Annotated in this window: 17 protein-coding genes and 2 pseudogenes; 7 read left to right on the top strand and 12 right to left on the bottom strand. The window is 71.9% G+C overall.

Annotation, left to right across the window (positions count from 1 at the left end; translation table 11 throughout):
- Window positions 1-30: 30 nt before the first annotated feature.
- The 6 genes from pqqE to ACZ4A5_RS13255 form a co-directional block, all read right to left on the bottom strand.
- Window positions 31-1,095: a pyrroloquinoline quinone biosynthesis protein PqqE gene (gene pqqE, locus ACZ4A5_RS13280; RefSeq protein ID WP_467582121.1), complete on the bottom strand. Its 1,065-nt coding sequence runs from the start codon at window positions 1,093-1,095 to the stop codon at window positions 31-33.
- Window positions 1,088-1,387, bottom strand: a complete 300-nt coding sequence (gene pqqD, locus ACZ4A5_RS13275) for a pyrroloquinoline quinone biosynthesis peptide chaperone PqqD (RefSeq protein WP_467582119.1) — start codon at window positions 1,385-1,387, stop codon at window positions 1,088-1,090. The genes pqqE and pqqD overlap by 8 nt, the downstream gene beginning before the upstream one ends.
- Before the next feature lie 23 nt (window positions 1,388-1,410).
- Window positions 1,411-2,109: a pyrroloquinoline-quinone synthase PqqC gene (gene pqqC / locus ACZ4A5_RS13270; protein WP_467582118.1), complete on the bottom strand. Its 699-nt coding sequence runs from the start codon at window positions 2,107-2,109 to the stop codon at window positions 1,411-1,413.
- Window positions 2,103-2,291 carry a pyrroloquinoline quinone precursor peptide PqqA gene (gene pqqA, locus ACZ4A5_RS13265; protein WP_467582116.1) on the bottom strand — a complete coding sequence of 63 codons (189 nt, stop codon included), beginning with the start codon at window positions 2,289-2,291 and terminating at the stop codon, window positions 2,103-2,105. Before pqqA ends, pqqC begins: the two co-directional genes overlap by 7 nt.
- A 259-nt stretch (window positions 2,292-2,550) precedes the next feature.
- Window positions 2,551-4,176, bottom strand: a complete 1,626-nt coding sequence (aceB, locus tag ACZ4A5_RS13260; protein ID WP_467582114.1) for a malate synthase A — start codon at window positions 4,174-4,176, stop codon at window positions 2,551-2,553.
- 146 nt (window positions 4,177-4,322) lie between these two features.
- Window positions 4,323-4,964, bottom strand: a complete 642-nt coding sequence (locus tag ACZ4A5_RS13255) for a nucleotidyltransferase family protein (RefSeq protein WP_467582112.1) — start codon at window positions 4,962-4,964, stop codon at window positions 4,323-4,325.
- Window positions 4,965-5,117: 153 nt separating this feature from the next.
- Here ACZ4A5_RS13255 and ACZ4A5_RS13250 point away from each other — a divergent pair.
- Window positions 5,118-5,420: pseudogene (locus ACZ4A5_RS13250) on the top strand (DUF5955 family protein); the annotation flags it as partial.
- A 114-nt stretch (window positions 5,421-5,534) separates the two neighbouring features.
- Here the strand turns inward: ACZ4A5_RS13250 and ACZ4A5_RS13245 are convergent.
- Entirely contained in the window at window positions 5,535-6,314 is a 780-nt protein-coding gene (locus ACZ4A5_RS13245; RefSeq protein ID WP_467582110.1) for an IclR family transcriptional regulator, read from the bottom strand.
- A gap of 257 nt (window positions 6,315-6,571) precedes the next feature.
- Here ACZ4A5_RS13245 and allB point away from each other — a divergent pair, with 257 nt between their 5' ends.
- Both allB and alc read left to right on the top strand, forming a co-directional pair.
- Window positions 6,572-7,924 (top strand): allantoinase AllB, encoded by a 1,353-nt coding sequence (gene allB, locus ACZ4A5_RS13240; RefSeq protein ID WP_467582225.1) that lies wholly within the window; start codon window positions 6,572-6,574, stop codon window positions 7,922-7,924.
- Window positions 7,921-9,063 carry an allantoicase gene (gene alc / locus ACZ4A5_RS13235; protein ID WP_467582108.1) on the top strand — a complete coding sequence of 381 codons (1,143 nt, stop codon included), beginning with the start codon at window positions 7,921-7,923 and terminating at the stop codon, window positions 9,061-9,063. Before allB ends, alc begins: the two co-directional genes overlap by 4 nt.
- A gap of 478 nt (window positions 9,064-9,541) precedes the next feature.
- Here the strand turns inward: alc and ACZ4A5_RS13230 are convergent, their stop codons facing one another.
- From ACZ4A5_RS13230 to ACZ4A5_RS13220, 3 genes are all read right to left on the bottom strand, one after another.
- Window positions 9,542-10,744 (bottom strand): cytochrome P450 family protein, encoded by a 1,203-nt coding sequence (locus ACZ4A5_RS13230; RefSeq protein ID WP_467582106.1) that lies wholly within the window; start codon window positions 10,742-10,744, stop codon window positions 9,542-9,544.
- Between the two features lie 132 nt (window positions 10,745-10,876).
- Window positions 10,877-12,661: a coagulation factor 5/8 type domain-containing protein gene (locus ACZ4A5_RS13225; protein ID WP_467582105.1), complete on the bottom strand. Its 1,785-nt coding sequence runs from the start codon at window positions 12,659-12,661 to the stop codon at window positions 10,877-10,879.
- Window positions 12,662-12,730: 69 nt separating this feature from the next.
- Complete coding sequence (locus ACZ4A5_RS13220; RefSeq protein WP_467582103.1) at window positions 12,731-13,156, bottom strand: guanyl-specific ribonuclease; 426 nt, start codon at window positions 13,154-13,156, stop codon at window positions 12,731-12,733.
- Window positions 13,157-13,370: 214 nt separating this feature from the next.
- Here ACZ4A5_RS13220 and ACZ4A5_RS13215 point away from each other — a divergent pair, with 214 nt between their 5' ends.
- From ACZ4A5_RS13215 to ACZ4A5_RS13200, 4 genes are all read left to right on the top strand, one after another.
- Window positions 13,371-14,018, top strand: a complete 648-nt coding sequence (locus tag ACZ4A5_RS13215) for a helix-turn-helix domain-containing protein (protein WP_467582102.1) — start codon at window positions 13,371-13,373, stop codon at window positions 14,016-14,018.
- Window positions 14,015-14,209 carry a DUF6126 family protein gene (locus tag ACZ4A5_RS13210; RefSeq protein WP_467582100.1) on the top strand — a complete coding sequence of 65 codons (195 nt, stop codon included), beginning with the start codon at window positions 14,015-14,017 and terminating at the stop codon, window positions 14,207-14,209. Before ACZ4A5_RS13215 ends, ACZ4A5_RS13210 begins: the two co-directional genes overlap by 4 nt.
- Window positions 14,210-14,345: 136 nt before the next feature.
- Window positions 14,346-15,005, top strand: coding sequence for a thiaminase II/PqqC family protein (locus ACZ4A5_RS13205; RefSeq protein WP_467582098.1), 660 nt, complete (start codon window positions 14,346-14,348; stop codon window positions 15,003-15,005).
- Between the two features lie 4 nt (window positions 15,006-15,009).
- Window positions 15,010-15,528 carry a GNAT family N-acetyltransferase gene (locus tag ACZ4A5_RS13200; RefSeq protein ID WP_467582096.1) on the top strand — a complete coding sequence of 173 codons (519 nt, stop codon included), beginning with the start codon at window positions 15,010-15,012 and terminating at the stop codon, window positions 15,526-15,528.
- Between the two features lie 25 nt (window positions 15,529-15,553).
- Here ACZ4A5_RS13200 and ACZ4A5_RS13195 read toward each other — a convergent pair whose 3' ends face one another.
- Together ACZ4A5_RS13195 and ACZ4A5_RS13190 are read right to left on the bottom strand one after the other, a co-directional pair.
- Window positions 15,554-16,684 carry an acyltransferase family protein gene (locus ACZ4A5_RS13195; protein ID WP_467582095.1) on the bottom strand — a complete coding sequence of 377 codons (1,131 nt, stop codon included), beginning with the start codon at window positions 16,682-16,684 and terminating at the stop codon, window positions 15,554-15,556.
- Window positions 16,685-16,909: 225 nt separating this feature from the next.
- Window positions 16,910-17,135: pseudogene (locus tag ACZ4A5_RS13190) on the bottom strand (hypothetical protein); the annotation flags it as partial.

The following is a 17,135-nucleotide window of genomic DNA, read 5'->3' as shown; positions in this document are numbered from 1 at the left end:
CACGGGCGTACGGGCCGGGGCCGTCGGGGTTCAGCCGCGGGGGCGGGCCGCGCCGGGTATGGCCGCTGCCTCGCGGACGAGGTCGCGCACCAGGCCGTGGTGCGGGGAGAGCCGGCACGCCGGGTCGGTGGCCGCGGCGTCGCCGGTCAGCTGGAACGCCTGGCAGCGGCAGCCGCCGTGATCGGTCTCCTTGCGCGGACAGCTCCGGCACGGCTCCCGCATCCACGCCGTGCCGCGGAAGAGGTTGAACGCCTCGGAGCGGAACCAGATGTCCGCGAGGCCCGACCGCCCGGCGTTCGGCACGGCCAGCCCGGGTATCCGCGCCGCCGCCGAGCACGGCAGCACATCGCCGTTGGGCGCGACGGTCAGCTGGCGGCTGCCCCAGCCGCGCATACAGGGCTTGGGCACACCGTCGTGCAGATCGGAGACCACATAGACGATCTCCAGCCGCCCCGCCAGCCGCTCCCGCGCGGCCCGCACCACGGACTCGGCCGCCGTCAGCTGCTCGCGCGTGGGCAGCAGGGCCCGGCGGTTGAGCAGGGCCCAGCCGTAATACTGCGCGTTGGCCAGCTCCAGCCGGTCGGCCCCCAGCCGCACGGCCAGCTCGATCAGCGCCCCGGCGCGCTTCATGGTCGCGCGGTGCAGCACGGCGTTGAGCGTCAGCGGCAGGCCCGCGTCCTTGACCAGCGCCGCGGCCGCGAGCTTCCGCCGGTGCGCCCGACGGCCCGCGAGCGCGTCCGCCTCCGCCGCGTCGGAACTCTGCACACTGATCTGCACATGGTCGAGGCCGGCGGCGACCAGCGCGGCGAGCCGGGCCGCGGTCAGGGCCTGACCGCCGGTGATCAGGCCGGTGTAGAGCCCGAGGCCGTGCGCGTGCGCGACGATCGCCGCCAGATCGCGCCGCACCAGCGGCTCCCCGCCGGACAGATGCACCTGGAGCACCCCGAGCTCACGGGCCTCGGTGAGCACCCGGCACCACTGCGGCAACGTCAACTCAGCGGCGTAAGCATGGAGTTCCACCGGGTTGGAGCAGTACGCGCAGTGCAGCGGACAGCGGTACGTCAGCTCGGCGAGCATCCCCGATGGCCTATCCATCGCCGCGCTCCGGGGGAGCGGGGCAGGCTTCGACCAGCCGCCGCCGCGCCAGCTCGGCGAGGAAGGACCGCACCTCCCCGGCGGACACCGAGGCATACCGCCCCTCCAGGGCCCGGGTGAGGGCGTGCTCGTCGGTGGCGCCGTCGCACAGCGCGAGCACGGCCGCGCCCGTGTCGTTGAGCACCAGGACGCCCTCCGGGTGCAGCAGGACGCCGGCGTCCCGCACCGGGTCATGGCCCAGCCGCACGCCCCCGCGCAACCGCCACCGGACTCCCGCGCCGGCGCCGCTCACCGTGGCCGGAACCTCGTCCGCGCTCACCGGGCCCGGCCCGCGTGTTCGAGAGCGTCGAGGATGCTCCACAGCACATCGCACTTGAACGCCAGCGCGGCCAGCGCCGCCTGCTGCCGCTCCCGTGTGGTGCAGTGCGCGAGGACCAGATCCAGGGCGTGTCGGGCGTCGCGGGTGGCGGCGGCCGGGCGCTCGGCGAAATAGGTGTGGCCGGACGCGGTGACCCAGGGATAGTGCGCGCGCAGCGCCTCAAGGCGCTCGCGCATCAGGTCGGGTGAGAACAGCTCGGTGAGCGAGGAGGCCACGGCCTCGGTCCAGGGGCGGGTGCGGGCGAAGGTGACATAGGCGTCGGTGGCGAAGCGGACGCCGGGGAGCACATGACGCTCGTCCAGCACCTCCGAACGGCTCAGCCCCGCGGCCTCGGCGAGGTCGAGCCACTGGGCGTGGCCGCCGTGCCGGTCGTCGGTGCCGTCCTGATAGAGGATCCGCCGCACCCAGCGCCGACGCACCTGTGAATCCGGGCAGTTGGCGACGATGGCCGCGTCCTTCTGCGGCAGGCACTTCTGGTAGTACCACCGGTTGGCGATCCACTGCCGCAGCTCCTCGCGGCTCAGCTCGCCGCGGTGGAGGCGCAGATGCAGCGGGTGCCGGTGCCAGTAGCGGTCGGAGTGGGCGCGCAGCGCGTCGGTGAATTCCGCCGTGCTCCAGGCGGTGGTCATCACCATCGCCCGGCGTAGGCCGTGACCTCTTGACCGAGCTCGATGTCCGTGAAGGCGGGGGGTGACCAGGGCCGGAGCGCGGGCCCGCCGGAGCTCTCGCGGGGTGTGGGCGGGGCCTGTGGCGCGTTGACGGCGCGCGGGCCCGCCGTCACCGGACCGGGGAGGGAGCCCGGGGCCGGTGATGCCATGACGGGCGGGGGAACGCTGGTCGTCGCAGCTTCGGCCATGACATTCCCCCGTCGTCCGCGTGGGCAGGGCGACCGGCGGGTGTGCCCTGCTCCCTTCCAGGGTGAGCCAGGGCACACATGGGCCACAATCACTGAATCGGGTGAACAATCATCCAATCACCTGTCACATGGGGCTGTTTCACCCCTCAGGTCGACCGGAGCCCCCCTCCAGCACGCGCCCACTCCCGGCTCGGGCCCGTCCTCCGCCCGGAGCCCGCCCTCAGGCCGGCCGGTCCAGCAGCTCGTACGCGGGCAGCGTGAGGAACTCCGCGTAGTCCTCGTCCAGGGCGACCTTCAGCAGCAGGTCGTGGGCCTGCTGCCAGCGGCCCGCGGCGAAGGCTTCCTCGCCGGCCTCGGCGCGGATCGTGGCGAGCTCCTCCGCGGCCACCCGGCGGGCCAGTTCGGCGGTGGCCTTCTCGCCGTTCCCGAACACCACCCCGGCGTTGATCCACTGCCAGATCTGCGAACGGGAGATCTCGGCGGTGGCCGCGTCCTCCATGAGGCCGAAGATGGCGACGGCGCCCGAGCCGCGCAGCCACGCCTCGATGTAGCGGATGCCGACGGCCACCGCGTTGCGCAGCCCCTCGTACGTCGGCCTCGCCTCCAGCGAGTCGACCGCGAGGAGTTCGGCGGCCGTCACGCGCACGTCCTCGCGCAGCCGGTCCTTCTGGTGCGGCCGGTCGCCGAGGACCGCGTCGAACGACGCGCGCGCCACCGGCACCAGGTCGGGGTGGGCGACCCACGAGCCGTCGAAGCCGTCGCGCGCCTCACGGTCCTTGTCGGCGCGGACCTTCTCGAACGCGGCCTTGTTGGCCTCGGGGTCCTTGCGGGAGGGGATGAAGGCCGCCATGCCGCCGATCGCGTGGGCGCCGCGCCGGTGGCACGTGCGCACCAGCAGCTCGGTGTACGCGCGCATGAACGGCGCCGTCATCGTCACGGCGTTGCGGTCGGGCAGCACGAACCGCGGCCCGCCGTCGCGGAAGTTCTTGACGATCGAGAAGAGATAGTCCCAGCGGCCCGCGTTCAGCCCCGAGGCGTGGTCGCGGAGTTCGTAGAGGATCTCCTCCATCTCGTACGCCGCGGTGATCGTCTCGATCAGGACGGTGGCGCGGACCGTGCCCTGGGGGATGCCCACGTAGTCCTGCGCGAAGACGAAGATGTCGTTCCAGAGGCGTGCCTCCAGGTGCGACTCGGTCTTGGGGAGGTAGAAGTACGGGCCCTTGCCGAGCTCGATGAGGCGCCGGGCGTTGTGGAAGAAGTAGAGGCCGAAGTCGGCCAGGGCGCCGGGGACGGGCCGGCCGTCGACGGTCAGGTGGCGCTCGTCCAGGTGCCAGCCGCGCGGCCGGACCACCACGGTGGCGAGCTCCTCGGCCGGCCGGAGCGCGTACTCCTTGCCGCGGGCGTCGGTGAAGTCGATGCGCCGCTCGTACGCGTCGGTCAGGTTGAGCTGGCCGAGTACGACGTTCTCCCAGGTGGGTGCCGAGGCGTCCTCGAAGTCGGCGAGCCAGATCCGCGCGCCGGAGTTGAGCGCGTTGACGGTCATCTTGCGGTCGGTCGGGCCGGTGATCTCCACGCGCCGGTCCTGGAGCGCGGCCGGCGCGGGCGCCACCCGCCAGCTGTCGTCCTCGCGGATCGAGGCGGTGCCGGGGAGGAAGTCCAGGGTGCTCGTCCGCGCGATCTCCGCGCGGCGTGCGGCGCGGCGGGCGAGCAACTCGTCGCGGCGCGAGGTGAACCTGTCGTGCAGTGCGCCGACGAAGGCGAGCGCCTCCTCGGTCAGCACCTCTTCCTGTCGCTCCACGGGAGGGGCGTCGACGACGACCGGCGAGGACGGCGCTGGTGCGGACATGAACGGTCACTCCTTCAGCGGGGACGGCTTCAGCGAGGACGGCACGGAGTGCCGTGCGAGCCTGATCGAATGGAGAATAGTTTCCTCATGGTGGAAGTTCAATGGCGCCCGGTGCCAAACCGCGCGACAGGCGTCCCCGCCGGCTCTCAGTCGAGGAGCCGCAGATCCTCCGGTGTGTCCACGTCGTCCGGCGCCGCGACGTCCCCGCACTCCACCAGCGTCACCGCCCCGGCGTGCGCCCGCAGATACGCGCGCGCCCCCCGGTCGCCGACCGCCGAGCGCGCCACGCCCTCCCAGTGCTCGCGCGCGAACAGCACCGGATGGCCGCGCTCACCCCCGTACGCCGCGGCGGCGAGACCCGCGCCCGCCTGGTGCGCGGCCAGCAGCCGGGCCACCGCCGCGGCCCCCACGCGCGGCTGGTCCACGAGCGTCACCAGCACCGCCGGGGCGTCCGTGGCGGCCAGCGCGGCGAGTCCGGCCCGCAGCGAGGACCCCATGCCGTCGGCCCAGCCGGGGTTGTCCACCAGGACGCAGCCGGGCAGTTCGGCCCGGTTCCGCACATCCGCCGCGCGGGCGCCCAGCACTACGTACCGTGGTACGCAGCCACCGTCCCGCAGTACCCCGGCCGCGAACTCCACCAGCGGCCTGCCCCGGTGGCCGAGCAGCGCCTTGGGCCGGCCGCCCAGCCGCCGCCCGCCACCCGCCGCCAGCAGCAGCCCGGCCACAGGCAAGGCGCCGGGCCGGGCGCCCTCGGCGGGGTCGTCTCGCGTGTCCGTGATGCGCGTCATGGACCCTGCATACCGCATCCGCTCATCCGGCAGGGGGGAGTCCGCTTCGTCACCCGTGCGTGCGGAGTACGGCCCCAATTTCGCTGTGCGTATAGCGCGCTGTACGGAAAGTGCGTTAACTGATCGGCGCCAGCGCGTGGGAGGGGGAGTGTCGTGACGGAAGGCGCCGTTGTGGTGGAACAGGAGCAAGATCGCGTCGGTCAGGACCCGGGAGTGGACGCGTTGAGAGCCGCGGTGTCCCGGCTGCGCCGGGCGCTCGCGGCACACCCCGCCCGGTTACCCGACCGGGACGCCGCCGAGGACGAACTGGCCGCGCTGGACGCCATGGCGCGCGAAGGGGAGCCCGAGGTGGCCCGGCTGCGCCGCTCGCTGCTCCTGGTCGCGGGCGCGGTGGGCTCGGTCAGCGCCCTCGCGGCGGCCCTCGGCGAACTCCGCGCCGCGATCGACGGCTTGGGCGGGGCGCGCGTGCCGGAGCAGGGGAGGGGCAGGCCCGCGGGCACGGTCCGGCAGGAAGAGGGGCGCAAGCCCCCGGCGCGGGCCGAAGGCTTCCGCCAGGGGTCGTGAGGAAGGTCAGGCAGTGGCCGCCAGCGCCAGCGAGAGCTCCGCGGCGACCTCCTGGAGCAGCGGCACGATCCGCTCCGTCGCCGCGTCCGTGACCCGGCCCGCGGGCCCCGAGATGGAGATGGCAGCGGCCGTGGGGGAATTGGGCACCGGGACCGCCAGGCAGCGGACGCCGATCTCCTGCTCGTTGTCGTCCACCGCGTAGCCCGACTCGCGCACCCGGGCCAGCGCCTCCAGGAAGACGTCCGGTGTGGTGATCGTCTTCTCGGTCGCGGCGGGCATGCCCGTACGGGCCAGCAGCCCCCGCACCTCGTCGTCCGGGCTCTGGGCGAGCAGTGCCTTGCCGACACCCGTGGTGTGCGGCAGCACGCGGCGGCCCACCTCGGTGAACATCCGCACGGAGTGCCGCGACGGCACCTGTGCCACATAGACGACCTCGTCGCCGTCGAGCAGCGCCATGTTCGCCGTCTCGCCGGTCTCCTCGACCAGCCGGGCCAGGTGCGGGCGGGCCCAGGTGCCGAGCAGCCGGGAGGCGCTCTCGCCGAGCCGGATCAGCCGCGGGCCGAGCGAATACCGCCGGTTGGGCTGCTGGCGTACGTAACCGCAGGCCACCAGCGTGCGCATCAGCCGGTGGATCGTGGGCAGCGGCAGTCCGCTGGTCGTCGACAGCTCGCTCAGCCCGACCTCGCCACCGGCGTCGGCCATGCGCTCCAGCAGATCGAAGGCGCGCTCCAGTGACTGGACACCGCCACTGGTCGGGGCGGTTCTGGGGTCGGCGGACGAGGGCACGTCTGGGTCCTTCCGGTACAGGGGTGGGAGCAGCCTACCGGGACATCGGGGGCTTTACGCCCCGCCTTCCGCGATTTGAAAACAGACTTCTGTTACATGAAAAACATAAGGGATCTGGGGGTCTTGACGGGTAACGGACACGGCTGAAGACTGCGTGCACCGCGGTTCAACAGAACGTTGAAATTTCGCCCGGACGGCGCGAAGGGCCCTCCGGAGGAAGGGGCGTGGGCGTGGGCACGACGGAAGCGAGAGAGCCGGTGCCGCCGGTGGAGCTGGTGCTGCGCTCCACCCGCGTCGTCACCCCGGAAGGCGTCCGGCCCGCCTCCGTCACCGTGGCCGGCGGCCGGATCGCGGCCGTGCTGCCGTACGGGGCCGACGTGCCGGGCGGCCCGGGACCGCACGCGTCCGCGCCCGCCGTCGAGGACCTCGGTGACGACGTCCTGCTCCCCGGCCTCGTCGACACCCACGTGCACATCAACGACCCCGGCCGCGCCGAGTGGGAGGGCTTCGCGACCGCCACCCGGGCGGCGGCCGCCGGTGGCATCACCACGCTCGTCGACATGCCGCTCAACAGCCTCCCGCCCACCACCACCCTCGACCACCTGCGGATCAAACAGGACACCGCGCGCGGCAGGGCCCACGTCGACCTCGGCTTCTGGGGCGGAGCCCTGCCCGGCAACCTCGCCGACCTGCGACCGCTGCACGACGCCGGGGTGTTCGGCTTCAAAGCCTTCCTCTCGCCGTCCGGCGTCGAGGAGTTCCCCTCGCTCGGCCCTCGCGAGCTGGAGGCGGTCGCGGCGCGGATCGCCGACCTCGACGGGCTGCTGATCGTGCACGCCGAGGACCCCGGCCACCTGGCCCGCGCCCCGCAGGCCGACGGACCCCGCTACTCCGGCTTCCTCGCCTCGCGCCCACGCGCCGCCGAGAACGAGGCCATAGCCCGGCTGATATCCGTCGCCCGCAGGCTGGGCACCCGCGTCCACGTCCTGCACCTGTCGTCCTCCGATGCCCTGCCGGTGATCGCCGCCGCCAAGGCCGACGGCGTGCGGATCACCGTCGAGACCTGCCCGCACTTCCTCACCCTCACCGCGGAGGAAGTCCCGGACGGCGCGACCGAGTTCAAGTGCTGCCCGCCCATCCGCGAGGCCGCCAACCAGGACGCCCTGTGGGCCGGACTCGCCGACGGCACCATCGACTGCGTCGTCTCCGACCACTCGCCCTGCACCACCGACCTCAAGGTCCCCGACTTCGGCCGGGCGTGGGGCGGCATCTCCTCCCTCCAGCTGGGCCTGCCCGCCGTCTGGACCGAGGCCCGGCGGCGCGGCCACACCCCGCATGACCTCGCCCGCTGGATGTCCGGCGGCCCGGCGGCCCTCGCCGGCCTGCGCCACAAGGGCGCCGTCGAGGCAGGCCGCGACGCCGACTTCGCCGTACTCGCCCCCGACGAGACCTTCACCGTCGACCCGGCCGCGCTCCACCACCGCAACCACGTCACCGCCTATGCCGGCAAGACCCTGCACGGCGTCGTACGGGCGGCCTGGCTGCGCGGCCGCCGGATCACCGGCCGTGAGCCCACCGGCCTCCTCCTCGAAAGGCAGCCCAGCGCATGAGCGGCACACCCGCGGACATACCCTCCTTCACCGGCGACGCGAACCCCTACGCGGGCGGCGACCCCTACGCCGACTACCGCACCGCGGCATTCCCCTTCGACCACTTCCCCGACCTCGCCGACCGGCGGCTGGGCGCCGCGGTGATCGCCGCCAACGACGAGTTCTTCGCCGAGCGTGAGAACCTCCTCCAGCCCGGAGCCGCCCGGTTCGACGCCGGACACTACGGCCACAAGGGCAAGGTCATGGACGGCTGGGAGACCCGCCGCCGCCGCGGCGCCTCCGCCGCCGCGCCCCACCCGGCCGAGGACGACCACGACTGGGCGCTCGTCCGGCTCGGCGCGCCCGGGATCGTCCACGGCCTCGTCGTCGACACCGCCCACTTCCGCGGCAACCACCCGCGGGCCGTCAGCGTCGAGGCCACCGCCCTGCCCGGCACGCCCTCCCCGGAGGAGCTGCTCGCCGACGACGTGAAGTGGACGGTCCTCGTCCCCCGCACGCCCGTCGGCGGCCACGCGGCCAACGGCTTCGCCGTCCACTGCCCGGAGCGCTTCACCCACCTGCGGCTCAGCCAGTACCCCGACGGCGGCATCGCCCGCCTCCGCGTCCACGGCGAGTCCGTCCCCGACCTCGCCTGGCTCGCCGCCCTGGGCACGTACGACCTCGCCGCCCTGGAGAACGGCGGCCACGTCGAGGACGCCTCCGACCGCTTTTTCTCCTCCCCCTTCCACAGCATCCACCCCGGCCGCTCCCGCCGCATGGACGAAGGCTGGGAGACGCGCCGCCGCCGCGACCGAGGCCACGACTGGGTCCGCTACCGCCTCACCGGCCGCGCCGAACTACGCGCGATCGAGATCGACACGGGCGGCTACAAGGGCAACGCGGCCGGGTGGGCGACGCTTTCCGCCCTCGACGCGACGACGGGGGCGGACCCCGCGTCCCCTGGCGCCGGCTGGACGGAGATCTTGCCGCGGACGCGGCTTGAGCCGGATGCGGTGCATCGGTTTGTGCTGGGGGGTTCTGTGGTGGCGACGCATGTGCGGCTGGATATCCATCCGGATGGAGGGGTGGCGCGGGTGCGCGTGCATGGGTCTTTGGCGGGGGATCTCTCCGCGGGCGGGCCGGGTTCTGGGAGCGGCTGAGTCTGTGGTTGCGGTTCGGGTGGCCTCAATCGCCGGCCGGGCTTGGTTTGTGGTGGGTGCCGGGGGCGGGTCTTCCGGGCTGGGGACCTGGAACGCGGTGCGGGTGCCGTTTCTCGTATGGAGTGCCCCGAATTCGCACCGCGTTCCAGAACCCCACCCTCCAGCCCCACCCCCTCCCACCGGAGAGCACGTGCGGGACGTATCCGCTTCAGGGTTCGCCTTCAGCCCGTTGGGGGCACCTCTGGGGGCACCCCCGGACGGAGTCTGGGGGAGGTAGCTGGGGGAGTTTGAGGACAACGCGCGAAGCGTGTTGCTGGGGTCTGGGGCACGCGCCCCAGTTTCGGGAAGGGGCGGGTAGGGGAAAAAGCGCCGCAGGCCAACGCACCCGCAGCCGGGGGCCTGGGGCGCGTGCCCCAGTGCGGGGAGGGGCACGGCTGGGGCACAAGCCCGCCGCAGGCGCACCCCGCCCCGCCCGGAATCAGAACCGCACAGGCAACCTCTCCGGCCCCCGGATAAGCAACCCCTGCCGCCAAGCCAGCGAAGCCGGATGCGCGTCAAGGGCAAGATCAGGGAAGCGATCCAGCAGCGCACCGATCGCGATCCGGGCCTCAAGACGCGCCAGCGGCGCCCCGAGGCAGTAATGGATGCCGTGCCCGAAGGCGACATGCCCCCGCGCGTCGCGGCGGATGTCGAAGCGGTCCGGCTCGGGGAAGCGCGCGGAGTCGCGGTCCGCGTCGGCGAGGACGGGCAGGACGAGCGCCCCGCCACCCGGTATGCGCACACCGCCGATCTCCACCGGATCGGTCGTGAACCGATAGGTCGGCGTCTCCACCGGCCCGTCGTAGCGCAGCATCTCCTCGACGGCGTTCTCCATCAGGCCCGGGTCGGCGCGCAGCTGTGCCAGCTGGTCGGGGTGCTGGAGGAGGGCCAGCACGCCGTTGGAGATCAGATTGACCGTCGTCTCGTGGCCGGCGACGAGCAGCAGCCAGGCCATGCCGAGGAGTTCCTCGGCGGAGAGCCGGTCGCCGTCCTCGTCGGTGGTGCGGATCAGCGCGCTCAGCAGGTCGTCGCCCGGCTCCTCGCGCTTGGCGGCGATGAGCCCGGCGAGGTAGGCGCCGCCCTCGCTCGACGCGACGGCCTTCTCCTCCAACGGCGCGGCCCCGACGGCGATGTTGGACCAGGCCCGGAACGCCTTCCGGTCGAGTGAGGGCACGCCGAGCAGCTCGCAGATGACGCCCATGGGCAGCGGGAAGGACAGGGCCTCGACCAGGTCGACGCGGCGCCCCGGTGCCGCGGCCATCGCCTCGATCAGCTCGTCCGTCATCCGCCGCACCTGAGGGGCCATCGCCTCGACGCGCTTCGGGGTGAACTCCTTGGCGACGAGCTTGCGCAGCCGGGTGTGGTGCGGCGCGTCGGAGATCAGCATGTGCGGGCCCGAGGCCACGGGGATGAGGCCGATGTCACCGGTCGCCGCCTGCCAGTCCTTGGACAGCCGTGGGTCGTTGAGCGTGGCGCGCACCTCGTCGTAGCCGACGACGAGCCAGGCTTCCGCGCCCTCCGGCATCCACGCCCGGTGCACGGGCCCGAGCGCGCGTAGTTCCGCGTAGACACGGTAGGGGTCTTTGGCGAACTCCTCACCCATAGCCGCCAGATCGACGATCGCGCCGGTGTCCGTACCCATGGCGAACCTCCTCGTTGACCAAGGCAACCATATTAACGTTCGACGGTCTTCCGCTGAAGGGCGCGTCGGTGAGACCTAGGTCCCAAAAGGCGGGTGGCGCCGTGGGGTTGGCGCCTGATGTTGCGCCTCCGGTCAGGGGTAGGAGCGGAGATACGCGACATTCGCGGTCGCGTCGGACGGGCCGCCGGTGTCGTTGACGATGTGCCGGATCGTGCCTGTGCCGCCGAGCGAGACCGTGACCAGGTGCTGGAAACGCACCCCGGCACGGCGCGGCGCCGCGAAGGCGCGGTCGGCCACCACGCGCGGATCCGCGGTGAAGTGGCCGTAACTGCCCAGCCCCCAGCCCTCGTGGCGCGCCACCCGGCCGCCGACCTCGTAGGCGGGGTAGCCCCTGGTCGCGCCCTGCCTCCAGGCGGCCTGGGAGGGCGGGTCGTAGGGCAGCTCGTTCTGGAAGAAGTACGTCCGTCCGTCCTCGCCGTTCCAGACGGTCTGCCGGCGCTGGTAGTGCTCGACGAACAGCCCGTACATCGTGACGCGGTCGCCGTTGACGACCAGCCCCTCGGCGGCGGTGTTGGCGGCCCAGCCGACGCCGGAGCCGTGGTCGGCGCGCCACAGCCACAGGTCGTCGCCGATGACGTCCGAGCTGTTGACGACGAGGGTGCGCACCGCCTTGCCGGTGCCCGCCCCGCCGATCCGGAAGAAGACGTCGTGCAGCGAGACGGGATCGCGGTCGTGCCGCCGGTGGGCGCCGGGCGGTCCGATCTCCATCAGCGTGGGTGAGGCGACGGGCCCGGCGTCGACGAGGAGACCCGCGACGCGTACGCCGTCCACGTCGGCGACGGACAGGGCGCTCGTGCCGCGGTCGGGGACGAGGGTCGCGAGCCCCAGCCCGAGGACGACCGTGCCGGGACGGGTGATCCGCAACGCCCGGTCGAGGTGGTGGACGCCGGGCAGGAGCAGCAGGTCCTTCCCGTGCGCGAGCGCCGCCTGGATCCGGGCCGTGGGCGTCCCGGGCCGGACGACGAGGAACCGATCGAGCGGCCGCGAGGAGCCCGGCTGCCGGGCGCCGCGCTCCCAGGTGGTGCCCGCGGTGGCGGTGCGCAATCGGGGGACGAAGACGCGGTAGGCGCCCGCGCGGTCGACGTAGAGGAACGGCTTCTCCCGTACGCGGGGCGTCCGGTCGACCCGGGTGTAGGGAGGGTGCGGGAAGGTGCCGCCGGGGGCGTTGGGCACGCCGACGAAGACCATGTTCCAGGCGCCGCCGCTCCAGCCGCCGATGCCGCTGTCCCGGGTCAGCCACTGCTGCTGGGTGCCCGAGCGCACCTGCCCGTCGATCCGGGAGTCGGCGAGGAAACCGCCGCTGGCCCAGCCGCCGTCGTCGAGCCGCAGGTCGCCGCGGAGGTGCATCCGGCGGTACGGGGCGGCCTGGGACACCGCCCAGCGGTCGGCCCCGTGGGCGGGGGTGACGCTGAGGTTCTCGGCCTCGCGCCAGAAGTTCTGGGTGGCATCACCCTGCCGCCAGTCGGCCTCGGCGTGCACGGCGCCCCTGATGGTGACGTCGTCGGGCGACATGCCCAGGCCCGCGACCTGCGTGGAGAAGCCGACGTTGACGTCCACGTCGTATGTCCCCGGCTTGAAGAGCAACGCCTGGCGGGCGGGCCCGAACTGATCGCGCTCCTGCCGCCGGAAGACCTCGTCCACCTTCCGCTGGATCACGGCCCTCGGCGTCGTGGGACCGAAGACGGTGACGTCCGGGCCGAGGTCGGGGACGGCCGGACCGGGGACCTGGGGCCCGAGCCCGGGGGCGGTGCGCGGAAGCGCCGGTGTCTGACACAGGGCCAGGCAGACCGCGGCCGTGGCCAGCGCGGTGACCAGGGCGGCGGGGAGTGGCCGGGAGCGTACGGACCGGGATCTCACCGGGCCATTGAAGCGGAGGTCCCGCCGTCGTGGCCGACGGCGGGACGGGACGCGCGGTGGGTGATGGGCTCAGCAGGTGAAGTCGACCCGGGCGAAGGTCGCGTAGTGATCGCCCGTGTAGTAGTCCTCGTGCTGCTGCTCGCCGGTGATGATGCGCCGGGTGCCACGGTTCGGGGCACCGGGGGTCTTCACGGTGTACTCGTGGTAGTAGTCGCCGGCCTGCTGCGGCAGCACGCCTTCACGGTTGGAGAAGACGATCCCGTCCCGCGGATAGGGGAACGGGCCGCCCTTGTCGATCAGGGTGATGGTGTCGTGCGCCTGGGACGGCAGGTTCCCGTAACAGACGCTGCCGACGGCGTCCTCGGAGAAGGAGGCGGCGGTGACGGCCGGGTGGGCGGCGGTGGGAGTGGCGGCGACCGCGGGGCCGCCGATCAGCAGCGCCGAGGTGAGGGCCGCGAGCGCGGCGGTACGCATGAAACGAGGGGGGTTGGTCATGACGCCCAGCATGACGCGCGTAGCGCATGACATGTCAATGCCAAAAAGCAGAGTTTCCCGGCTGTTCACCGGGGGTGGGGCGGGAGATGAAGTGATCAAGAAGAATCCATGAAGAGCCCTGGTGACTGCCTGGGCGGAATCTTTGCTTCACCTCATTTTTGCCTCATGGGCAAAACCTTTGCCTCTGAGGTATGCGGCCCGCTATACCGGAGGCATGAGCCCGTCGCCCGACCTGGCCGCGCAGTCCGGCCCGGCCGATCTCGCCGATCTGCCGTCCGTCGCCCCACGCCTGCGTGATCTGCGCAGACGCAGCGGCCTGACCCTGGAGGCCGCCGCCGCGCGCGTCGGTCTGTCCCCCGCGCACCTGTCCCGCCTGGAGACCGGCCGCCGCACCCCGTCCCTGCCGATGCTACTGACACTGGCGCGCACGTACGCCACCACCGTCTCGGACCTGCTGGGCGAGGCGATCCCCGAGCGCGATCCCATTGTGCGCGCGGATCGCATGGAAGCCCAGGAGTCCGGCGGCTGGACGTACTGGCGGGCCGGCGGCTCCGGCCGGGCCATGCAGGCGCTGCGGCTGCACGTGCCCCCGGGCGCGGGCGGCCAGGCGGAGCTGGTCCGCGTGCACCCCGGCGAGGAGTGGCTCTACGTCACCCGCGGGCGGCTGCGGCTGACGCTCGGCGAGGCCGTCCACGTGCTGGACCCCGGCGACGCCGCGCACTTCGACTCGCTGACCCCGCACCGCATCGCGGCGGCGTCGGGCGAGGGAGCGGACCTGCTGTTCATGCACACGCTGATGCAGAGCGGCGCGACCGAGCTGTGCCTCGGCGGCGCCGCACCGACCCGGAGGGGAATGCCGTGAGCAACGCCTCGCAGGACCTGAACACCGCGGAGATCGCCCCTGCGGCACCTGCCGCACCGGGTGCGAAGAAGGTGAACGAGCAGGACCGGGCACCGATAGCGATCACGATCCGCATCTTCATCTACCTCGTCGCCGTCCACTTCTTCGCCGGCTTCCTCTTCCTCCTCTTCTACCTGGCCGGAGCGAAGTGAGTTTCCATCCGGCCGGAGCGAAGTGGGCGCGGCCCAGCGCGCCTTGACGCGCCGTCCCGGGCGTGAGCCGTGATCTTCTGACAACCTGTTCCGGGGAACTCCTCATCCCTCGGACCTCGGACAGGAAGGCGTCGCGATGGCTCGTACGGCCCGGGAAGTGCTGGCGGACGCGGTGGCGGGACTCACGCCCGCCGACGGGGCGAACCCCCTGGTGCCGCTGATCGCGGCGGGCGAGGCACCGCGCGAAGTCTTCGCGGCCCTGGCCCTGGAACAGCACCACATCATCCCCGCCGACCGCCGCAGCTTCCTGCACCTGGCCGACCGGGCCGGACTCCAGCCCGCCGTGACAGCCTTCTTCCGCTTCCTCGCGGAGGGCGAGACCGAGGCCCTGCACCGGCTGATGTTCCTGACGACCGCCTGCGGCCTGGACGAGAAGGCGGTACGGGCGTACGAGCCGCGGCCCGGCTGCCAGGCATACCCCGCGTACGCGGCCTGGCTCGCCCTCGGCGCCGAACCCGTCGACGCGGTGGTCGCCCTCACCGCCAACTTCGCGGCCTGGTCCGACTACTGCGCGACCGTCAGCCGGGCCATGCGCGACCACTACGGCTTCGACGACCAGGCGTGCGCCTTCTTCGACTTCTTCGCCACCCCGTCCTCGGAGGCCGACGAACTCTCCCTCGCCGCCGTCACCTCCGGCCTGGACACCGGCCTGCTCTCGGAACCGACCGCCCACCGCTACGGCCGTCTGCTCCAGTCCTACGAGCTGATGTTCTGGGAGACGCTCGCTGTACGGTGAAGCCATGGTGACCTACCGCGTCGCGACCCCGGAGGACCGGAAGCGGGCCGAGGCGATCGACAACTCCTTCACGACCGACACGATCCTGGAAGTGACCGCCACTGACGGCGAATTCCGGGTGCGGCAGGTGCCGGTGGACCCACCGGTGCGCAAGATCTACCCGGACGACGAGGAGACCGGCGGCGAGGAACACATCATCGTCGCCGTCGACACCGAGGGCGATGTGTGCGGCGCGATCACCTTCGCATACGCCTCCTGGAACCGCCGCCTCCACATCGCCGACCTCAGAGTGTCCCCGGCCCATCGCGGCCAGGGCATCGGCACGGCTTTGATGGAACGCGCGCTGACCCACGGCCGCGAACTCTCCGCCCGCACGGCGTGGCTGGAGGTCACCAACGTCAACGCGCCGGCGGTACGGGCTTATCGCCGCATGGGCTTCGCGCTGTGTGGGCTGGACACGTCGCTGTATGTGGGGACGGAGTCGGAGGGGGAGGTGGCGTTGTTCATGAGTCGGGGGGTGTGAGCCCCCCCGACTCCGCAGACCTGATTCAGGCCGTGGTCGGCTGCTTCTTCCGCCGGCTGCCGGACAGCAGCTTCACACCGGGCTTCTCCACGTACTCATGCAGGAGTACGGCGCCGCCAAGAGAGACCGCCAGCACCAGGCCCAGATGCGCGACCATGGGAATGGTGAAGTGATGGGTCTTGAGGAAATGGTCGACGCTGAATATGACGATCTCGTGCACCAGGTAGAAGGCGAACGAGACCTCTCCCAGATACACGTTGATCCGGTTCCTGAAAGGTGAAGGTTCACCTCGGATGTCGGCGCGCGCGGCCGCGGCGATGGTCAGCGTGTACGGGATGACCGTGTCGGCGGCCCAGTGGAAGTCGAAGGGCATGACGTGACTCGGGCCGAAAACGACCAGGACGGACAAGGCGAGGCTGGCGGCCAGCCCCGGACCGCGCCAGGCGCCCTTCTTCACGAGCAGTGCGACGGCGATACCGATCACGAACTCGATCAGTCGCATGGGCGGGAAGACGTAGAGCAGGAACTTCGGGTCCCAGCCGGTCGCGTGCTCGACGGACTTCATGTACAGCGGGGCCAGGACGACACAGGCGTTGCCTGCGACCACCGTCATCCACAGGCCGCGGGTGGAGAATCGCCGGACGAGCTTCACCACGAGCGGGAACGACAGATAGAAGAGGAACTCACAGCTCAGCGACCAGGAGACGCCGTTGTACCCGAACCACCAGTCCTTCCGGTTCGGAATCCAGGACTGGAGCAGGCTCAGGTTCGCCAGCGCGATGCGGAGGTCGAGGGCCTTGCTCATCCAGATCATCGTGGCCACGGCGACGAAGAACGTCACCAGGTGGCTCGGGTAGATGCGGGCGAAACGTCGCCGCCAGAACCCGGTGACGGTGTCATGGGGACGCGCCGACCAGGCAAGGACGAATCCGGAGAGAATGAAGAAGAAGGAGACCGCCGAGGGGCCGGCGTAGACGATTTCCTTGAGCCTGAAGACGTGCAGGGAGGTGCCGGAGGATATCTCCTCGTAGCCGAAGTGGAAGCAGGCGACGAGTAGCGCCGCGTACCACCGCAGGCCGGTGAGCGAATCCAGACGCACCCGTGAGGTGGGGGGCTTGTCGGACGGCTTGGTGGTGATGGGGGCTATCAGGCTCACTGTCGATTATCCCAGGTTGAGAGCAGGCGAGTCCTGCGGCGTCGGTTACGTCACAGAGCAGTGCGCGAGCGTTGTGCGGGCCTTGGTGCACACTCACCAAGGCCCTCTGAAACGCCTGTCTTCCGCCCGGCAGGAGCGGACGGAAGACCGGGGTGTACTGTGTACGGTCAAGATCGTCCCGTAAAGGGCATCAGGATGCCTGATCGTCATGACGGGACAAGCTTGCTAGATTCGGACCTTACTACCCGGTTCGCCGACGCCGGTGGCGAGGGTCCCTTGTTCGGTCCAGCCGCCGTGTCCGGTGCCGCCGTTGTTGATCCAGGCGTCGATGGCGCCGTCGTCGTGGAGGACGAGGTAGTCGGCTTTGCCGTCGCCGTTGATGTCGGCGAAGCGGATTTTGTCGGCGGGCTGGCCGACGCCGGTGGCGAAGGTGCCTTGTTCGGTCCAGCCG

The organism is Streptomyces sp. NPDC025618 (genome assembly GCF_055558795.1).
Note: the sequence above shows the minus strand (reverse complement) of the source record. Positions and strands in the feature narration are given on the sequence as shown.